Below are 16,643 nucleotides of genomic sequence, written 5' to 3'. Positions count from 1 at the left end.
CATGACGCTAATCAGTCCCGCCCCACTTACGAAACGGTGCGTATCGTTTCGTTACCGGAACGTGACCAAGTGGTCGCGGCTCCCCGCCAGCTCAAGCCGGGGCGTGCGCCTCGAGGAACTCGTAGAGGTCGGTCGTGTCGACGCCGGGGAACGATCCGGTGGGAAGGGTGGCCAGCAGGGTGCGCGGCGTGCGCACGTTGGGCCATGCCTGGTTGCGCCACTGCGTCTCGAGCTCGGCCGGCGCACGCCGGCAGCACACCTCCACCGCGTGGCGGGAGACGCCGCGATTGGTCGTCTCGCGCCCGATGAACCACTTCGTGTCGTCGAAGCGCACACCCACGCTCACCGAGTGCGCACCCTCGCTCGAACGCTCCACCCGCGCGGTGCACCAGTAGGTGCCGTTGCCGGTGTCGGTGTACTGGAAATAGGGGTTGAACTTGTCGGGCTCGTCGAAGACCACCCGGCTCGTCCAGCGGCGGCAGCACAGCTGCCCCTCGATCGACCCCAGCCGGTCGGCGGGGAAGTTGACGTCGTCGTTCTCGTAGGCCTTGGTGATCGTGCCCGACTCGTGCACCTTCAGGAAGTGCACCGGGATGTCGAGGTGGCGCGTGGCGAGGTTCGTGAACCGGTGGGCCGCCGTCTCGTAGCTGACCGAGTAGGCATCGCGCAGGTCTTCGATCGAGATGGCACGGCGTGCCTTGGCATCCTGCAGGAACGGCGCGGCGTGGGCTTCGGGCACGAGGATCGCGCCGGTGAGGTAGTTCGTCTCCACGCGCTGCCGCAGGAACTCGGCGTAGGAGCGGGGCTCGGTGTGCCCGAGGATGAGGCTGCCGAGCGCCTGCAGCACGGCGGTGCGCGAGTCGCCGCGCGCGGGCACCGTGCTCGACAGGTAGAGCCGCCCGTTCTTGAGGTCGGCGACACTGCGGGTGGATGCCGGCAGGTCGGGCACATAGCGCAGCGAGAAGCCCAGGTGGGCGGCGATATCACTGGCGGTGCGCTGGGTCACCGGACCGCCGGGGTGGTCGACGGCGGCGAGGATGTCGGCGGCGCGCTGCTCGAGTTCGGCGAAGTGGTTGTCTTGCCGGCGCATGAGGTCGCGCAGCTCGACGTTGGCGCGCCGGGCCTCTTCGGGGGTGGCCGAGCGCTCGTCGCGCAGCCGCTCGATCTCGGACTGCAGGGCGAGCATCGCGCGCAGCGCCTCGTCGGGCACCGTCTTGCCGATGCGGAAGGGGGCGATACCCAGCGCCTGGAAGGTGCCGCCCTTCATGGCCCGCTCCAGCGAGATCTCCAGCGTCGCCCGTTCGTCGAGCGGGTCCGCCTCCAGCAGCGCGTCGAGCGTCGTCTCCAGCGCCCGGGCGATGGCCTGCAGCATGCTCAGGCGCGGCTCGCGCTTGCCGGTCTCGATCATCGACAGCTGGCTGGGGGCGCGGCCCACCGCCGCCGCGAGCTCGTCGAGGGTCATCCCCCGGGCGGTGCGCAGCTGGCGGATGCGCCGCCCGATCGTGAGCGCGTCGGCGGCCTCTTCGGCGTCGTCCGACGGGGCGGCGTGCAGAACATCGACGTTCGTCATGACGGGGAGTCTGTCACCAATGCAGAAGATCCGTCAAAGTTCTCCCCGCAAATGGCGGTTTCGACGGTGATTCTTCTCACAGAGTGGATGCCACGACCCGGCCGGGCGACGACGCACCGGCATCCGAGAAGGAGACGACATGAGCATCCAGGCCAGCAACGCACCGCTGCGAGCGGGCGACCAGGTTCAGACCGCCGCCGAGCTGCAGGAGATCTGGGACACCGACCCGCGCTGGGACGGCGTCGAGCGCACCTTCACCGCCGAAGACGTCATCCGGCTGCGGGGCTCGGTGCGCGAAGAGAACACGCTCGCCCGCCGCGGCGCCGAGAACCTGTGGAACCTGCTGCACACCGAGGAGTACATCCGGGCGCTGGGCGCCTACACCGGCGGCCAGGCCGTGCAGCAGGTGCGCGCCGGCCTCAAGGCGATCTATCTCTCGGGCTGGCAGGTGGCCGCCGACGGCAACCTCGCCGGGCAGACCTACCCCGACCAGAGCCTCTACCCGGCCAACTCGGTGCCCGCCGTCGTGCGCCGCATCAACAACGCGCTCATCCGGCAAGACCAGATCGAGCACGCCGAGGGCCACCTCACCCAGGACTGGCTCGCGCCCATCGTCGCCGATGCCGAGGCGGGCTTCGGCGGACCGCTGAACGCCTACGAGCTGGCGCAGTCGCTCATCCAGTCCGGTGCCGCCGGCATCCACTGGGAAGACCAGCTGGCCAGCGAGAAGAAGTGCGGTCACCTCGGCGGCAAGGTGCTCGTTCCCACCCAGCAGCACATCCGCACGCTCAACGCGGCGCGCCTGGCCGCCGACGTGGCGGGCGTGCCCACCGTGATCATCGCCCGCACCGACGCCCTCGCCGCCGACCTGCTCACCAGCGACGTCGACCCGCGCGACCAGGAGTTCACCACCGGCGAGCGCACCAGCGAGGGCTTCTACCGGGTGCGCCCGGGCCTCGACGCGGTCATCAGCCGCGGTCTGGCCTTCGCTCCCCACGCCGACCTCATCTGGGTCGAGACCGGCGAGCCCGACATCGAGCTGGCGCGCGCGTTCGCCGAGGCGATCCACGCCCAGTACCCGGGCAAGCTGCTCGCCTACAACTGCTCGCCGAGCTTCAACTGGAAGCGCCACCTCGACGACCAGCAGATCGCGACGTTCCAGGCCGAGCTGGCCGCGCTGGGCTACAAGTTCCAGTTCATCACGCTGGCGGGCTTCCACGCCCTCAACTACTCGATGTTCGACCTCGCCCGCGGCTACGCCGAGCGCGCCATGAGCGCCTACGTCGAGCTGCAGGAAGCCGAGTTCGCCGCGGAGTCCCGCGGCTACACCGCCACCAAGCACCAGCGCGAGGCGGGCACCGGCTACTTCGACTTCGTGTCCACCGCGCTCAACCCCGACAGCGCGACCCTGGCCCTGGCCGGCTCCACCGAGACCGCCCAGTTCCACTGACCTCCACACCCCCACCCCCTTCGCCGAGTGTCCAAGACACGCCGTCCGCGACCGCGGCCAACCGCGTGTCTTGGACACTCGGCATCCGGAAACGACAGGAAGTGATCACCATGTCCCTCTCGACCATGGGCATCGCGCCCACCATCCGCCCCACCACCGGCCCCATCCCCACCGTCGAGCCGCGCATCGAGGTCACCGGCCCGCTGCGCGAGCGCTACGACGAGATCCTCACCCCCGAGGCTCTCGCCTTCCTCACCGAGCTGCACACGCGCTTCGCCGGCCGCCGCCACGATCGGCTGGCCGCGCGCATGCGCCGCCGCTTCGAGATCGGCAACGGGCACGACCCGCAGTTCCGCGCCGACACCGCGCACATCCGCGAGGATGCCGGCTGGCGTGTCGCCGGGCCCGGTCCCGGCCTCGAAGACCGGCGCGTCGAGATCACCGGCCCGACCGACCCGAAGATGACCATCAACGCGCTCAACTCGGGCGCGAAGGTGTGGCTGGCCGACCAGGAGGATGCCACGAGCCCGACCTGGCGCAACGTGATCGAGGGCCAGCTGTCGCTGTTCGACGCGATCCGCGGGCAGCTGAGCTTCACCTCGCCCGAGGGCAAGGAGTACGCGGTCACCGCCGAGCAGACCCCCACCATCGTGATGCGTCCGCGCGGCTGGCACCTGGTCGAGGAGCACCTGCGCTACACCGACCGCCACGGCCGCACGCTCGCGGCATCCGGCTCGCTCGTGGACTACGGCCTCTACTTCTTCCACAACGCGCAGGCGCTCATCGACGGCGGCCGCGGCCCCTACTTCTACCTGCCGAAGATCGAGTCGGCAGAAGAGGCGGGGCTGTGGGACGACGTGTTCACCTTCAGCGAGGAGCGCCTCGGCATCGCGCACGGCACGATCCGCGCCACCGTGCTGATCGAGACGCTGCCGGCCGCCTTCGAGATGGAGGAGATCCTCTTCGAGCTGCGCGACCACATCGCGGGCCTGAACGCGGGCCGCTGGGACTACATCTTCTCGATGATCAAGAACTACCGCGGCCGCGGGGCGCGCTTCGTGCTCCCCGACCGCAGCCAGGTCACCATGACGGTGCCGTTCATGCGCGCCTACACCGAGCTGCTCGTGCAGACCTGCCACAAGCGGGGCGCGTTCGCGATCGGGGGCATGAGCGCCTTCATCCCCAACCGCCGCGACCCCGAGGTCACCGCGCAGGCGTTCGAGAAGGTGGCCGCCGACAAGAAGCGCGAGGCCGGCGACGGCTTCGACGGCACGTGGGTGGCCCACCCCGACCTCATCCCGGTGGCGCGCGCCGAGTTCGACGCCGTGCTCGGCGACCGGCCGAACCAGGTCGACCGGCTGCGGGAGGACGTGCACGTGAGCGCCGACCAGCTGATCGACTGCCACATCGGCAGCCCGATCACCGCGGCGGGCGTGCACGGCAACGTGTCGGTGGCGATCCGCTACATCGAGGCGTGGCTGCGGGGGCTGGGTGCGGTGGCGATCGACAACCTCATGGAAGACGCCGCGACCGCCGAGATCAGCCGCTCGCAGGTGTGGCAGTGGATCCACCAGGACCGCACCACCGCCGAGGGCACGCCGATCACCCGGGCGTACATCGACGACCTGATCGCCCAGGTGCTCGACGAGGTGCAGCGCCACGACGGCGACCGCTTCGACGATGCCGCCGAGGTGTTCCGCGAGGTGGCGCTGGGCGAGGACTTCCCGACGTTCCTCACCCTCGGCGCCTACAGCCGGTACCTCGTCGAGTCGGCGTAGCCTCGACGACCCTGCGGATGCCCCCGGTCCCCGGATCGGGGGCATCCGTGCATCTGGGCGCGGCACACGGCGGCGCCGAACAATGAAACCGGATGCCACGTATGACGACACCCGGTTCCCCACAAGTGGGAGCGCTCCGAGCCGCCGCGCCTTGTCGACATCCCCACAATCCGTCTGACGGCACGTGAACTCTCATTAACGTGCGGCGTGTTCCCACCCACCCACATGAGCCCAATGGAGGACTTATGCGTCGCCCCCTCGCGCTGGCCGTACTCGGAGCACTCTCCCTCTCCCTGCTGGTGGCCGCCCCCGCCCACGCGGCCGGATCGTTCTACGACCCGCCAACGAGCTTCGATGCGGCGCCCGGCGCCCTGATCAAGACCGCGCCGATGCGCCTGGCGGCGTCGGTGTCGTTCGGCGGGTCGGTCACCCCGCTCCCCGGCACCGCCACGCAGATCATGTACGGCACGACGGATGCCGACGGCCGGGCCGCAGCCGCCACCGGCGTCTACATCGAGCCCGCCAAGCGCTGGACCGGCGCCGGCGACCGCCCGCTGGTCTCGTTCGCCGCCGGCACCCAGGGCCAGGGCGATGCGTGCGCGCCGTCGCGCACGCTGCAGTCGGGCATCGTGGTGTCGTCGGATGCCATCGCAATCGGCTACGAGATCCCCAGCATCTACAGCTTTCTCGCGCGCGGGATCGCCGTCGTCGTCACCGACTACATCGGGCTCGGCATGACCGACCGCGTGCACTCCTATGTCGTGCGCCTCGACTCCGGCCACGCGGTGCTCGACGCCGCCCGCGCCGCGCGCGGCCTGGAGCCGGCGTCGGTGACCGATGCCTCGCCGATCGGGCTGTACGGCTATTCGCAGGGCGGCGGCGCCGTGGCGGCCGCAGCCGAGCTCGCCCCGAGCTACGCCCCCGAGCTGCCGATCCGCGGCGCGTTCGCCGGTGCGCCACCGGCCGACCTGCTCGAGGTCATGAACTCGGCGGACGGCAGCTCGCTGACCGGCGTGGTCGGCTTCGCCTTCAACGCGATCGCACAGTACGAACCCGGCCTGGCCGCGGTGTTCGAGACCGAGCTCACCCCGCAGGGGCGCGACACGCTGGCGCGCCTGGCGAACGCCTGCATCGGCGACGCGCTGCTGACCACGGGCACCGCGTTCACGCACACCTCCGGTTGGACCACGACGGGCCGCTCGTTCCGTCAGCTCGCCGACGACATCCCCGCCGTGCGCGAGGCCGTCGACGCCCAGCGCATCGGGCGGCTGAAGCCCGCGGTGCCCGTGCAGGTGCTCACCGGCACCAAAGACGACATCGTCGCCCACGCACAGGCCAAGCAGCTCGCCAAGGACTGGTGCGCCCAGGGCGTCAACGTCACCTATGTGCCCGTCGTGCAGCCCGTGGGCACCGGCGGCACCGCGTTGAACCACCTCGGCCCGGCGATCACGCGCGGGGTGTTCAGCCAGCAGTGGCTGGTCGACCGCCTGCAGAGCCGACCGGTCTCGGGCAACTGCGCCGCCCTGCCGCTGCTGCCCTGACACTCGGCCCCGCCGGAAAGTCCCTTGTCGCCGGAATGTCGATTCCGGTGGCCGCCGATCGACGCTTCCTCGTAACGTCGTTCGCATACGGAAAGGACACGACGATGCGCTACCTGATGCTGGTGCTCACCGACCCCGCACTCTCGGATGCCGAGGAGGGGCCGATCACGATCGAGCAGTGGGTCGACGAGACCTACGGCGCGGGCCGTGCGGTCGAAGGCGACCGGCTGCGCCCGGCCGCCGAGGCCAAGACGGTGCGTCGCCGCCGCGGCGAGGTGATCGTCAGCGACGGCCCCTTCGCCGAGGGGTACGAGCTGATCGGCGGTTTCGACGTGCTGGAAGCCGCGTCGCCGGAAGAGGCGATCGAGATCGCGTCGCGGCATCCGATGGCCAGCGCCGGCGTCATCCAGCTGCACCCCGCCTGGCCTCTCGACCTGTGACGAGTCACCGCCGGTGCGCGCCCCGTGCGCGCACCGGCGGGTGGCCGGCTAGGCGTCGCGGCGGATCCAGCGGAACGTGAGGCGGCTGAGCACGAGCCCGACCACGAGCCACGCCACGAGCACGAGCGCCACCCAGCCGAGGCCCCACGTCTCGCCGGGCTCGAGCACGGCGTACTCGTCGGGGAGGAACGCGGCCCGCATCCCGCGCGCCATCCACGCCAGCGGGAAGATGCCCGCGACGTTCTGCAGCCACTCCGGCAGCTGCCAGAAGAAGATGTAGACGCCGGAGATGAACTGCAGCACCAGTGCGATCGGCACCACCACGGCGGTGGCGCTCTTGCCGGTGCGCGGCAGCGCCGAGACGGCGATGCCCAGCAGCGCCGAGGCGATCAGCCCCAGCACGAACACCCACGCGAACGTCGCCCAGGCCTCGGGGGTGTCGGGCATCGGCACCTGGAAGACGAGGGCGGCCACGATGAGCAGGATCGCGGCCTGGAAGGCGCCGGTGACCAGCACCTGCCCGATCTTGCCCGCGAAGTAGCTCACCGGAGACAGCGGCGTGCCCCCGAGCCGCTTGAGGGTGCCGTCGGAGCGTTCCATCGCGATGTCGACGGCGAGGTTCTGGAAGCCCGACAGCAGCAGCCCGGCGGCGAGCATGCCGGGCAGGTACAGCTCGGCCGCCGACAGCGCGGGCACGCCCGGGCCGCCGGTGATGTCGCCGCTGCCGCCGAAGATCGTGGAGAACAGCGCGAGCATGAACACGGGGAACAGGAACGTGAAGAAGATCGTGTCGCCGGAGCGGAAGTAGCCCCGGATCTCGTAGCCGGCGCGGTGCGCGCCGAGGGCGACGACGCTCATCGCGCCCCCGCTTCCACCGACGCCGCCGGGGCCTCGTCGACCATGTCGAGGTACACCTCTTCGAGGGTGGGCCGCCGGATCTCGAGCTCGTCGGGCTCGGCGCCGAGCCGGGCGGCGAGGGCCTGCGTGAACGCCCACGGCCGGTCGGTGCTCTCCTCCCGCAGCCGTCCGTCCTCCCGCCAGCGCACCCGCGGGGTGTGGGCGTCGGGCCCGCCGAAGCCGGCGACCGGTCCGATCGCCCGCATGGTGCCGCGCGTGATCACCCCGAGCCGGTCGGCCAGCTCTGCCGCCTCGTCGAGATAGTGGGTGGTCAGCACGATCGTGGTGCCCTCGTCCTGCAGCGAGCGGATCAGCTGCCAGAACTCGCGCCGCGCCTGCGGGTCGAACCCGGTGGTCGGCTCGTCGAGGAACAGCAGTTCGGGGCGCCCGATGATGCCGAGGGCGACGTCGACGCGCCGCTGCTGGCCGCCCGAGAGCTTGGCGATGCGGGTGCCGGCCTGCGGTCCGAGTCCGACCGCGTCGATGACCTGATCGACCTCGCGCGGACGCGGGTAGTAGGCCGCGAACTGCGTCAGCTGCTCGCGCACCGTGTAGACCTGCGACTGTCCGGTCGACTGCAGCACGACCCCCAGCCGGGCGCGCCACGCGCGACCGCCGGCACCGGGGTCGGTGCCGAGCACCCGCACCTCTCCCCCGCTGCGCCGGCGGTACCCCTCGAGGATCTCGACGGTCGTCGACTTGCCGGCGCCGTTCGGACCCAGCAGCGCGAACGTCTCCCCCCGGGCGATCTCGAAGCTCACGCCGTCGACGACGGTGCGGTCGCCATAGGTCTTGCGCAGGTCGGTGACCTGCACGGCTTTGTCATCCATATGCACCAGCGTGCCTTCCCCGCGGCTTCCCGGCCAGTGTTCGCCGGGAACTGACGGCATCCGACCGTCGCGTGATGACGTCATCACGCTGTGCGGGCCGGGTGCGGCCACTACGCTCGAAGCGTGACCGAACGCGCTCCTCTGTCCCGCAAACTCACCGCCATCGCCGAGTCGGCGACGCTCAAGGTCGACGCCAAGGCCAAGGCCCTGCAGGCCGCCGGCCGCCCCGTCGTCTCGTACGCCGCCGGCGAGCCCGACTTCGCGACGCCGTCGTTCATCGTGGATGCCGCGGCCGAGGCGCTGCACGACCCGGCGAACTTCCGCTACACGCCCGCCGCCGGCCTGCCGGTGCTGCGCGAGGCGATCGCCGCGAAGACCTCGCGCGACTCGGGCCTCGAGGTGCCGGCGTCCCGCATCATCGTCACCAACGGCGGCAAGCAGGCCGTGTACCAGGCGTTCCAGGCGGTGGTGAACCCCGGTGACGAGGTGCTGCTGCCCGCGCCGTACTGGACCACCTACCCCGAGGCGATCGCGCTGGCCGACGGCATCCCCGTCGAGGTGTTCGCCGGAGCCGAGCAGGAGTACAAGGTCACCGTCGAGCAGCTCGAGGCCGCCCGCACCGACAAGACCACGGTGCTCGTGTTCGTCTCTCCGTCGAACCCGACCGGGTCGGTGTACACGCTGGAGGAGACCAAGGCCATCGGCGAGTGGGCGCTCGAGCACGGCATCTGGGTGATCAGCGACGAGATCTACCAGAACCTCGTCTACGAAGGTGCCCGTGCGGTCTCGATCGTCGAGGCCGTCCCCGCCCTCGCCGAGCAGACGATCCTTGTCAACGGCGTCGCCAAGACCTACGCGATGACGGGCTGGCGGGTGGGCTGGATGATCGGCCCCGCCGACGCGATCAAGCTCGCCGGCAACCTGCAGTCGCACCTCAGCTCGAACGTGAACAACGTCGCCCAGCGCGCGGCGCTGGCCGCCCTCACCGGGCCGCAGACCGAGGTCGAGCAGATGCGCGCAGCGTTCGACCGCCGCCGCCGCCTGATCGTCGCCGAGCTGTCGAAGATCCCGGGCGTGACCGTGCCCAACCCGCTCGGCGCGTTCTACGCGTACCCCGACGTGCGCGGGCTTCTCGGCCGCGAGTGGCACGGCAAGACCGTGAACACGTCGCTCGAGCTGGCCGACCTGATCCTCGACGAGGCCGAGGTCGCGGTCGTTCCCGGCGAGGCCTTCGGCCCCTCGGGATACCTGCGCCTGTCGTACGCGCTCGGCGACGACGCCCTGCTCGAGGGCGTGCAGCGCATCCAGCGCCTCTTCTCCTGACCCGGGGCTCCCGGGCCGCCCGGCGCACGCGCGCCGCGCGGCGCCGGCGCGCGCCGGAGCGGGTCAGAGCTCGACGTTGACGAGGACGGGCTCGGGCTGCAGGATCAGGCCGAACTCCGACTGCACGCGGCCCTGGATGAAGCGGGCCAGCTCGGCGAGCTCGGCGGCCGTCGCGTCGCCGCGGTTGGTGAGGGCGAGGGCGTGCTTGGTCGACAGTGCGGCGCGCGAGCGCGGCAGCGCGAACCCCTTGCGCAGTCCGGAGTGCTCGATCAGCCACGCGGCGCTGACCTTGACGTCGGGCGATCCCTGCGCGGGCGGCGGCACGACCCCGTCGTACCGGTCGAGCGGGATCACCGTGACCGGGTCGAGGTCGGGCGCGACGGGCCAGCGGGGGCAGGCCTCGGGCAGCGTGCGCGCGAAGGATGCCGACACCACCGCGTTCTGGAAGAACGATCCGGCGCTGTGGGTGTCGGGGTCGGCGTCGTCGAGCACCATGCCCTTGCGGGCACGGGTGGCCAGCACCGTCTCGCGCACCCAGCGCAGGGTGACGGGCTGACCGGCCTCGACGCCGAGGGCGGTGCGCAGCTGCGCGCTCTGCAGGAGGTACTCGCCGTGTCCCACGACCCGCAGGTCGAGGGTGACCGACAAGATCACGCCGCGGCGCTCGGCGACCGACCCGTAGTGGTTCTTCAGCACCGAGGTGCGAAAGCCCAGGCCCAGGTCGGCGGCGGGCACGGTGGACACCTCGCCGGTGTCTTCGTCGAGGAAGTCGACCTCGACGAGGGTCTGCACGATCTCCTGCCCGTAGGCGCCGACGTTCTGCACGGGCGCCGCGCCCACGGTGCCGGGGATGCCCGACATCGCGACGATGCCCGACAGTCCCGCGGTCACGGCGTATTCGACCAGCGCGTCCCAGTTGTGGCCGGCCTGCACCCGCAGGCGGGTGCGCCCCTCGTGCGGTGAGGGCAGCTGCTCGATGCCCTCGGTGCGCACGAGCACGACGGTGCCGTCGAACGGCTCGTCGCCGACGAGCAGGTTGGAGCCGCCGCCGACCACGAGCCACGGCTCGCCGGTGGCCCACAGCTCACGCAGCGTGTCGACGAGCTCGGCGGTGGTGCGGGCTTCGACGAGTCGGGTGGGCGCACCACCGGCGCGCAGGGTGGTCAGCCGCGACAGCGGGACGGGGGCGATCTCGGGCATGCGGTCAGGCGCGGACGCGCACCTGCGCCTTTCCGAGAACGGTGGTCTCGCCGCTGCTGACGGTGAGGTCGATGCGCAGCGTCTCGTCGTCGGCGGCGCCGACCTTGGCGACCACGGTGACGTCGGCACCGGCCTCGGCGTCGACGACCACGGGGCGAGTGAACCGCACGCCGTACTCGAGGATGCGGCCCGCATCGCCGAGCCACTCGACGATCGTCTCGACGGCCAGGCCCATGGTCAGCATGCCGTGGGCGAGCACCCCGGGCAGCCCGACGCGGGTGGCGACGTCGTCGCGGTAGTGGATGGGGTTGAAGTCGCCCGAGGCGCCGGCGTAGCGCACGAGCGATTCGCGGGTGAGGTGCACGGTGCGTTCGGCGACGACGGTGCCGATCTCGATCGCGGTCATTCCTCGCCTCCGATCAGCAGCACCGACGTGGCGGTGACGACGTGCGCGCCGGCGGCGTCTGCCACCTCGGCCTCGCTGGTGACCATGGCGCCCTTCCCGAACGGGCGGATGCCGGTGACGCGCAGCTGCGCGACCAGCTCATCCCCCGCGACGATGGGCCGCGAGTAGCGGAACCGCTGCTCGGCGTGCACGGTGCGCTCCAGCGCGATGCCGGAGTCGGGCTCGGCGAGCAGCTGCTGCAGCGTGAGGTCTTGCACGACCATCGCGAAGGTGGGCGGGGCCACCACGTCGGCGTAGCCGAGGGCCTGCGCGGCCGCCGGGTCGGTGTGCTGCGGATCGGTCGCGAGCACGGCGCGCGCGAACTCGCGCACCTTCTCACGCCCGACGAGGTAGGGGGCGGTCGGCGGAAACTCTCGGCCGACCAGCTCGGGGTTCACGGACACCCCTCCATCCTACCGAGGGGGTCGGCCCGTGCCGCCGGGCCGGCCGGCACGGGTCGGCGCTCAGGACTCCTTGCGGCGCTGGCGGATGGCCTTCACCGACATCTGCACGGCGATGAAGGTCATGAACGCGGCGAACAGGATGTTGGCCACCAGCGGGGTGAGCAGCGTCGCGATCCACGCGCCGACGGCGGTGGTGGTGCACGCGGCGACGCCGATGCACGCGGCGGCCAGCAGGTCGACGTTGCCGCGGCGCAGGTTGCCGATGGTGCCCGAGATGGCGGTGGGGATCATCATGAGCAGCGAGGTGCCCTTGGCGATGAGGTCGTCCGACCCGAACAGGATCATCAGGGCGGGCACCACGATCACGCCGCCGCCGACGCCGAGCAGGCCCGCCATCACACCGGTGAACAGGCCGAGCACCAGCAGCCCCGCGCCCGACCACCAGGTGAGGGGGATGCCCTCGCCGCGCTCGGGGACGACCACGAACAGCATCACGATGACGATGACGAGGAACCCGACGAAACCCCAGCGCAGCAGGCTCTGCGGCAGCTTGGCCAGCAGCCAGGTGCCGATCTGGGCGCCGATCACCGCGCCGACGGCGAGGATGACGGCGGGGATCCAGGCGACCGACCCGTGCACGGCGTAGGAGATCACGCCGACGGCGGCGGTGGGCACGATCGCGGCCAGCGACGTGCCGGCGGCCAGACGCTGGTCGAAGGCGAGCAGCAGCACCAGCAGCGGCACGATGACCGTGCCGCCGCCGACGCCGAACAGGCCCGACAGCAGACCCGCCGCGAGGCCGATGCCCACGCACGACAGGATGAACCGGGGCGTGCGCGCGGCGCGCTGTGTCGCGCCGCTCACCGGGTCGACTCCGACGCGTCCGCGTCAGCAGAACGCACGGATGCCGCATCGGCCGGCGCCGCGTTGGCCGCGGCATCCGTCGTGTCGGTCTCTTCCGCACCGTCGACAGGCACCGCGCCGTCGACCGCAGCCGCACCGTCGGTGGCGGCCTGCTCGAACTGCGAGCGGTAGAGGCGCCAGTAGGCGCCCTCCGCCGCGATCAGCTCGTCGTGGGTGCCCTTCTCGACGATGTCGCCGTGCTCCATCACCAGGATGAGGTCGGCGTCGCGGATGGTGGACAGGCGGTGCGCGATGACGAACGAGGTGCGGCCTTCGCGCAGCGCCGACATGGCGTGCTGCAGCAGCAGCTCGGTGCGGGTGTCGACGGAGCTCGTCGCCTCGTCGAGGATGAGCACGCTCGGCTGCGCGACGAACGCGCGGGCGATGGTGATCAGCTGCTTCTCACCGGCCGAGACGTTGGAGGCCTCTTCGTCGAGGACGGTGTCGTAGCCCTCGGGCAGCGAGTGCACGAACCGGTCGACGCGGGTGGCGACGGCGGCGGCGACGATCTCGTCGTCGGTGGCCGACTCGCGGCCGTAGCGGATGTTCTCGCGGATCGACCCGGCGAACAGCCACGGATCCTGCAGCACCATGCCGGTGCGCGCACGCACGTCGTCGCGGGTGAGCTCGGCGATGTCTTGCCCGTCGAGCAGGATGCGACCGCCGTCGAGTTCGTAGAACCGCATGAGCAGGTTGACCAGCGTGGTCTTGCCCGCGCCGGTCGGGCCGACGATGGCCACCGTCTGACCGGGCTCGACCCGGAACGACAGGTCGGAGATGAGCGGTCGGTCGGGGGTGTAGGCGAAGCGCACGTGCTCGAACTCGATGACGCCCGAGCCGCCGGCGATCGCGGGTGCGTCACCGGCATCCGGGTCTTGCTCGTCTTCGTCGAGAAGCTCGAACACCCGCTCGGCCGAGGCGGTGCCCGACTGCACGACCGCGGCCATGCCGCCCAGCTCACTGAGGGGCTGGGTGAACTGCTGCGAGTACTGGATGAAGGCCTGCACATCGCCAAGGCGCAGCTGGCCGGAGGCGACCATGAGCCCGCCCAGCACGGCGATGCCGACGTAGGTGAGGTTTCCGATGAACATCATGCCCGGCATGATCATGCCCGACAGGAACTGGGCCTTGAACGCGGCGTCGTAGAGTTCGTCGTTCTCGACGGCGAACTTGTCGGCCATGTCGCGCTCGCGACCGTAGACGCGCACGAGCGCGTGACCGGAGAACGACTCCTCGACGCGGGCGTTGAGGCGCCCGACCTTGCGCCACTGGATCTGGAACGCCTTCTGCGACCGCGGCCCGATGATGCCGAAGATGACACCCATCAGCGGCAGCGCCACGAGGGCGACGATCGCGAGCTGCCACGAGATCGAGAACATCATGATGAGCACGCCGACGACGGTGAGCACGTTGGTCAGCGCCGTGGACAGCGACTGCTGCATCGTCTGGGTGATGTTGTCGATGTCGTTGGTGACGCGGGAGATGAGCTCACCGCGCTGCACGCGGTCGAAGTAGGCCAGCGGCAGGCGGTTGATCTTCGACTCGACGTCTTCGCGCAGGCGCCACATCGTGCGCACCATGATGATGTTGATGACGTAGCCCTGCAGCCAGGTGAGCACGGCCGAGACCACGTAGATCGCGAGAACGGCGACCACGACCCAGCGCAGCCGCTCGAAGTCGACGCCGGCGCCGACCTGGAAGTTCGGCATCGCCGAGACCATGTTGGCGATGTCGGTCTGGCCCGCGGCCTGCAGCGCCGCGACCACGTCGGCCTGCGAGGTGCCGGCGGGGAAGGTGTCGCCGAGGGAGGCGGAGACGACGCCCTCGAAGATGATGTTCGTGGCCTCGCCGAGCACCTTGGGGGCGATGACGGCGAGCACGACGCCGATCGCGCCCAGCAGCGAGACGAACCCGAACGCGACGGCGTGGGGCCGCAGCAGACCGATCATGCGGCGGAAGCTGGGGCCGAAGTTGGCGGCCTTGCCGGGGGCGACGCTGTCCCAGTCGCCCGAGTTCTGCCGCGCCTGCTCGGCGAGCTCGAGTTCGAGCCGCTCCTCTTCGGTCAGCTCTTCGGTGGTGTTGAGGGTGCTCATGCGTCGACTCCCAGCTGCGACTCGACGATCTCGCGATACGTCTCATTCGTGGCGAGCAGTTCGGCGTGCGTGCCGAGCCCGACCATGCGGCCGTCGTCGAGCACGACGATCCGGTCGGCTTCGGTGACGGTGGAGATGCGCTGGGCGACGACGATCTTCGTCACCGCGGGAAGCTCCCGCCACAGCGCCTGACGCAGTCGCGCGTCGGTGGTGAGGTCGAGCGCCGAGAACGAGTCGTCGAACACGAGGATGTCGGGCCGGCGCACGATGGCCCGCGCGATCGACAGGCGCTGGCGCTGCCCGCCCGACACGTTGGTGCCGCCCTGGGCGATGCGGCCGCCGAGCCCGCCCTCCATCTCGCTGACGAAGTCGCGCCCCTGCGCGATGGCCAGGGCGTGCCAGAGCTCGTCGTCGGTGGCATCCTCTCGCCCGAACCGCAGGTTCGAGGCCACGGTGCCGGTGAACAGGAACGCCTTCTGCGGCACGAATCCGATGCCCTGCCAGAGCCCGTCGAGGTCGGCCTGGCGCACGTCGACGCCCGCGACGCGCACGGCGCCGCCGGTGACGTCGAACAGGCGCGGGATGAGCGAGACGAGCGTCGTCTTGCCCGAACCGGTCGAGCCCACCACGGCGACGGTCTCGCCGGGGGCCGCGGTGAACGTGATGCCCTGCAGCACCGGCGCGTCGGCGCCCGGGTAGGTGAAGCTCACGTCGTCGAACTCGACGGTGCCGGGGGCGGGGAACGTGGTGATCGGCTGCGCGGGGCGCTCGAGGGCGTCGTCGGAGTCGAGCACCTCGCCGATGCGGTCGGCCGACACCGCGGCCCGCGGGATCATGATCGTCATGAAGGTGGCCATGAGCACACCCATGAGGATCTGGCCGACGTACTGCATGAAGGCGAACAGCGTGCCGATCTCGACATTGCCGGCATCGACCTGGATGCCGCCGAACCAGATGACGCCCACGACGGTGACGTTGAGCACCAGCATCGCGAGCGGGAACATGAGCACGAACAGCGAGCCCACCTTGCGGCCGACGACCATGATGTCGGTGTTGGCGACGCGGAAGCGGCCCTCTTCGATGCGCTCGCGCACGAAGGCGCGCACGACGCGCACGCCGGTGAGCTGCTCGCGCATGATGCGGTTCACGTTGTCGAGCTTGGTCTGGTAGCTGCGGAACAGCGGCACCATGCGCGCCACGATGATCACGGCGACCACCAGCAGCGCGGGCACCGACACGGCGATGAGCCAGCTGAGCCCGACGTCTTGCTGGACGGCCATGATCACGCCGCCGATGGCCAGCAGCGGTGCGGTGACGAGCATGGTCGCGCCCATCATCGCGAGCATCTGCACCTGCTGCACGTCGTTGGTGTTGCGGGTGATGAGCGTGCCAGGGCCGAATCGCGACACCTCGCGCTCGGAGAACCCGCTGACCTTGCCGTAGACGTCGCGGCGGATGTCACGGCCCATGCCCATCGCCGCCTTCGCGGCGAAGTAGGTGGCGATGATCGACGCGACGATCTGGCCGAACGCGATGGCGAGCATCGTCACGCCCTGCGACCAGATGAACGCGGTGTCGCCGGTGGCGACGCCCTTGTCGATGATCTCGGCGTTCAGTCGCGGAAGGTACAGCGAGGCCATCGCTGAGGCGAATTGGAAGACCAGCACGCCGATCAGCAGCCCGAGATGGGGCTTGAGATAGCGAACGAGGAGCTTTCCGAGCATGGGGCATCTCCGATCACACCGCTCAGAGGGAACGGTTCATCGTAT

At 70.7% G+C, this 16,643-nt stretch carries 14 protein-coding genes; 5 read left to right on the top strand and 9 right to left on the bottom strand.

Going from position 1 to position 16,643, the window contains the following annotated elements:
- Positions 1 to 91: 91 nt before the first annotated feature.
- Positions 92 to 1,570, bottom strand: a complete 1,479-nt coding sequence (locus tag N3K63_RS11145; protein WP_261580250.1) for a helix-turn-helix transcriptional regulator — start codon at positions 1,568 to 1,570, stop codon at positions 92 to 94.
- A gap of 139 nt (positions 1,571 to 1,709) precedes the next feature.
- Here N3K63_RS11145 and aceA point away from each other — a divergent pair, with 139 nt between their 5' ends.
- From aceA to N3K63_RS11125, 4 genes are all read left to right on the top strand, one after another.
- Positions 1,710 to 3,020 carry an isocitrate lyase gene (gene aceA, locus N3K63_RS11140; RefSeq protein ID WP_261580249.1) on the top strand — a complete coding sequence of 437 codons (1,311 nt, stop codon included), beginning with the start codon at positions 1,710 to 1,712 and terminating at the stop codon, positions 3,018 to 3,020.
- 110 nt (positions 3,021 to 3,130) lie between these two features.
- Positions 3,131 to 4,798 (top strand): malate synthase A, encoded by a 1,668-nt coding sequence (aceB, locus tag N3K63_RS11135; RefSeq protein WP_390895172.1) that lies wholly within the window; start codon positions 3,131 to 3,133, stop codon positions 4,796 to 4,798.
- 245 nt (positions 4,799 to 5,043) lie between these two features.
- Positions 5,044 to 6,339: a lipase family protein gene (locus N3K63_RS11130; RefSeq protein WP_261580248.1), complete on the top strand. Its 1,296-nt coding sequence runs from the start codon at positions 5,044 to 5,046 to the stop codon at positions 6,337 to 6,339.
- A gap of 104 nt (positions 6,340 to 6,443) precedes the next feature.
- Positions 6,444 to 6,779 (top strand): YciI family protein, encoded by a 336-nt coding sequence (locus N3K63_RS11125; protein ID WP_261580247.1) that lies wholly within the window; start codon positions 6,444 to 6,446, stop codon positions 6,777 to 6,779.
- Positions 6,780 to 6,827: 48 nt separating this feature from the next.
- On the opposite strand, the gene N3K63_RS11120 is transcribed toward N3K63_RS11125, so the two are convergent.
- On the bottom strand, positions 6,828 to 7,637 hold the full coding sequence (locus N3K63_RS11120) for an ABC transporter permease (protein WP_261580246.1): 810 nt from the start codon (positions 7,635 to 7,637) through the stop codon (positions 6,828 to 6,830).
- Positions 7,634 to 8,506 carry an ABC transporter ATP-binding protein gene (locus N3K63_RS11115; RefSeq protein WP_261580245.1) on the bottom strand — a complete coding sequence of 291 codons (873 nt, stop codon included), beginning with the start codon at positions 8,504 to 8,506 and terminating at the stop codon, positions 7,634 to 7,636. Before N3K63_RS11115 ends, N3K63_RS11120 begins: the two co-directional genes overlap by 4 nt.
- A gap of 123 nt (positions 8,507 to 8,629) precedes the next feature.
- Here N3K63_RS11115 and N3K63_RS11110 point away from each other — a divergent pair, with 123 nt between their 5' ends.
- Positions 8,630 to 9,829, top strand: a complete 1,200-nt coding sequence (locus tag N3K63_RS11110) for a pyridoxal phosphate-dependent aminotransferase (RefSeq protein WP_261580244.1) — start codon at positions 8,630 to 8,632, stop codon at positions 9,827 to 9,829.
- 63 nt (positions 9,830 to 9,892) lie between these two features.
- On the opposite strand, the gene N3K63_RS11105 is transcribed toward N3K63_RS11110, so the two are convergent.
- Genes N3K63_RS11105 through N3K63_RS11080 form a run of 6 tightly spaced genes read right to left on the bottom strand, consistent with a single transcriptional unit; the run spans position 9,893 to position 16,598 of the window.
- Positions 9,893 to 11,029: a UDP-N-acetylmuramate dehydrogenase gene (locus N3K63_RS11105; protein ID WP_261580243.1), complete on the bottom strand. Its 1,137-nt coding sequence runs from the start codon at positions 11,027 to 11,029 to the stop codon at positions 9,893 to 9,895.
- A gap of 4 nt (positions 11,030 to 11,033) precedes the next feature.
- The gene (locus tag N3K63_RS11100; protein ID WP_261580242.1) at positions 11,034 to 11,435 is read right to left on the bottom strand and encodes a MaoC/PaaZ C-terminal domain-containing protein; all 402 of its coding nucleotides are present in this window, start codon (positions 11,433 to 11,435) and stop codon (positions 11,034 to 11,036) included.
- Positions 11,432 to 11,878, bottom strand: coding sequence for a MaoC family dehydratase N-terminal domain-containing protein (locus N3K63_RS11095; RefSeq protein WP_261580241.1), 447 nt, complete (start codon positions 11,876 to 11,878; stop codon positions 11,432 to 11,434). The genes N3K63_RS11100 and N3K63_RS11095 overlap by 4 nt, the downstream gene beginning before the upstream one ends.
- 60 nt (positions 11,879 to 11,938) lie before the next feature.
- Complete coding sequence (locus tag N3K63_RS11090; protein ID WP_261580240.1) at positions 11,939 to 12,742, bottom strand: sulfite exporter TauE/SafE family protein; 804 nt, start codon at positions 12,740 to 12,742, stop codon at positions 11,939 to 11,941.
- Positions 12,739 to 14,874 (bottom strand): ABC transporter ATP-binding protein, encoded by a 2,136-nt coding sequence (locus N3K63_RS11085; RefSeq protein WP_261580239.1) that lies wholly within the window; start codon positions 14,872 to 14,874, stop codon positions 12,739 to 12,741. The genes N3K63_RS11090 and N3K63_RS11085 overlap by 4 nt, the downstream gene beginning before the upstream one ends.
- Positions 14,871 to 16,598 carry an ABC transporter ATP-binding protein gene (locus N3K63_RS11080; RefSeq protein ID WP_261580238.1) on the bottom strand — a complete coding sequence of 576 codons (1,728 nt, stop codon included), beginning with the start codon at positions 16,596 to 16,598 and terminating at the stop codon, positions 14,871 to 14,873. Before N3K63_RS11080 ends, N3K63_RS11085 begins: the two co-directional genes overlap by 4 nt.
- Positions 16,599 to 16,643 lie beyond the last annotated feature (45 nt).

Source organism: Microbacterium festucae (assembly GCF_025421715.1).
Classification (GTDB): domain Bacteria; phylum Actinomycetota; class Actinomycetes; order Actinomycetales; family Microbacteriaceae; genus Microbacterium; species Microbacterium festucae.
The sequence above is the reverse complement of the archived record's forward strand: the minus strand, read 5'-3'. Positions and strand labels throughout refer to the sequence as shown.

Coding starts and splice junctions, on each gene's coding strand:
- N3K63_RS11145 (WP_261580250.1), bottom strand. CDS start 1,570: ATGACGAACGTCGATGTTCTGCACGCCGCCCCGTCGGACGACGCCGAA.
- aceA (WP_261580249.1), top strand. CDS start 1,710: ATGAGCATCCAGGCCAGCAACGCACCGCTGCGAGCGGGCGACCAGGTT.
- aceB (WP_390895172.1), top strand. CDS start 3,131: ATGTCCCTCTCGACCATGGGCATCGCGCCCACCATCCGCCCCACCACC.
- N3K63_RS11130 (WP_261580248.1), top strand. CDS start 5,044: ATGCGTCGCCCCCTCGCGCTGGCCGTACTCGGAGCACTCTCCCTCTCC.
- N3K63_RS11125 (WP_261580247.1), top strand. CDS start 6,444: ATGCGCTACCTGATGCTGGTGCTCACCGACCCCGCACTCTCGGATGCC.
- N3K63_RS11120 (WP_261580246.1), bottom strand. CDS start 7,637: ATGAGCGTCGTCGCCCTCGGCGCGCACCGCGCCGGCTACGAGATCCGG.
- N3K63_RS11115 (WP_261580245.1), bottom strand. CDS start 8,506: ATGGATGACAAAGCCGTGCAGGTCACCGACCTGCGCAAGACCTATGGC.
- N3K63_RS11105 (WP_261580243.1), bottom strand. CDS start 11,029: ATGCCCGAGATCGCCCCCGTCCCGCTGTCGCGGCTGACCACCCTGCGC.
- N3K63_RS11100 (WP_261580242.1), bottom strand. CDS start 11,435: ATGACCGCGATCGAGATCGGCACCGTCGTCGCCGAACGCACCGTGCAC.
- N3K63_RS11085 (WP_261580239.1), bottom strand. CDS start 14,874: ATGAGCACCCTCAACACCACCGAAGAGCTGACCGAAGAGGAGCGGCTC.
- N3K63_RS11080 (WP_261580238.1), bottom strand. CDS start 16,598: ATGCTCGGAAAGCTCCTCGTTCGCTATCTCAAGCCCCATCTCGGGCTG.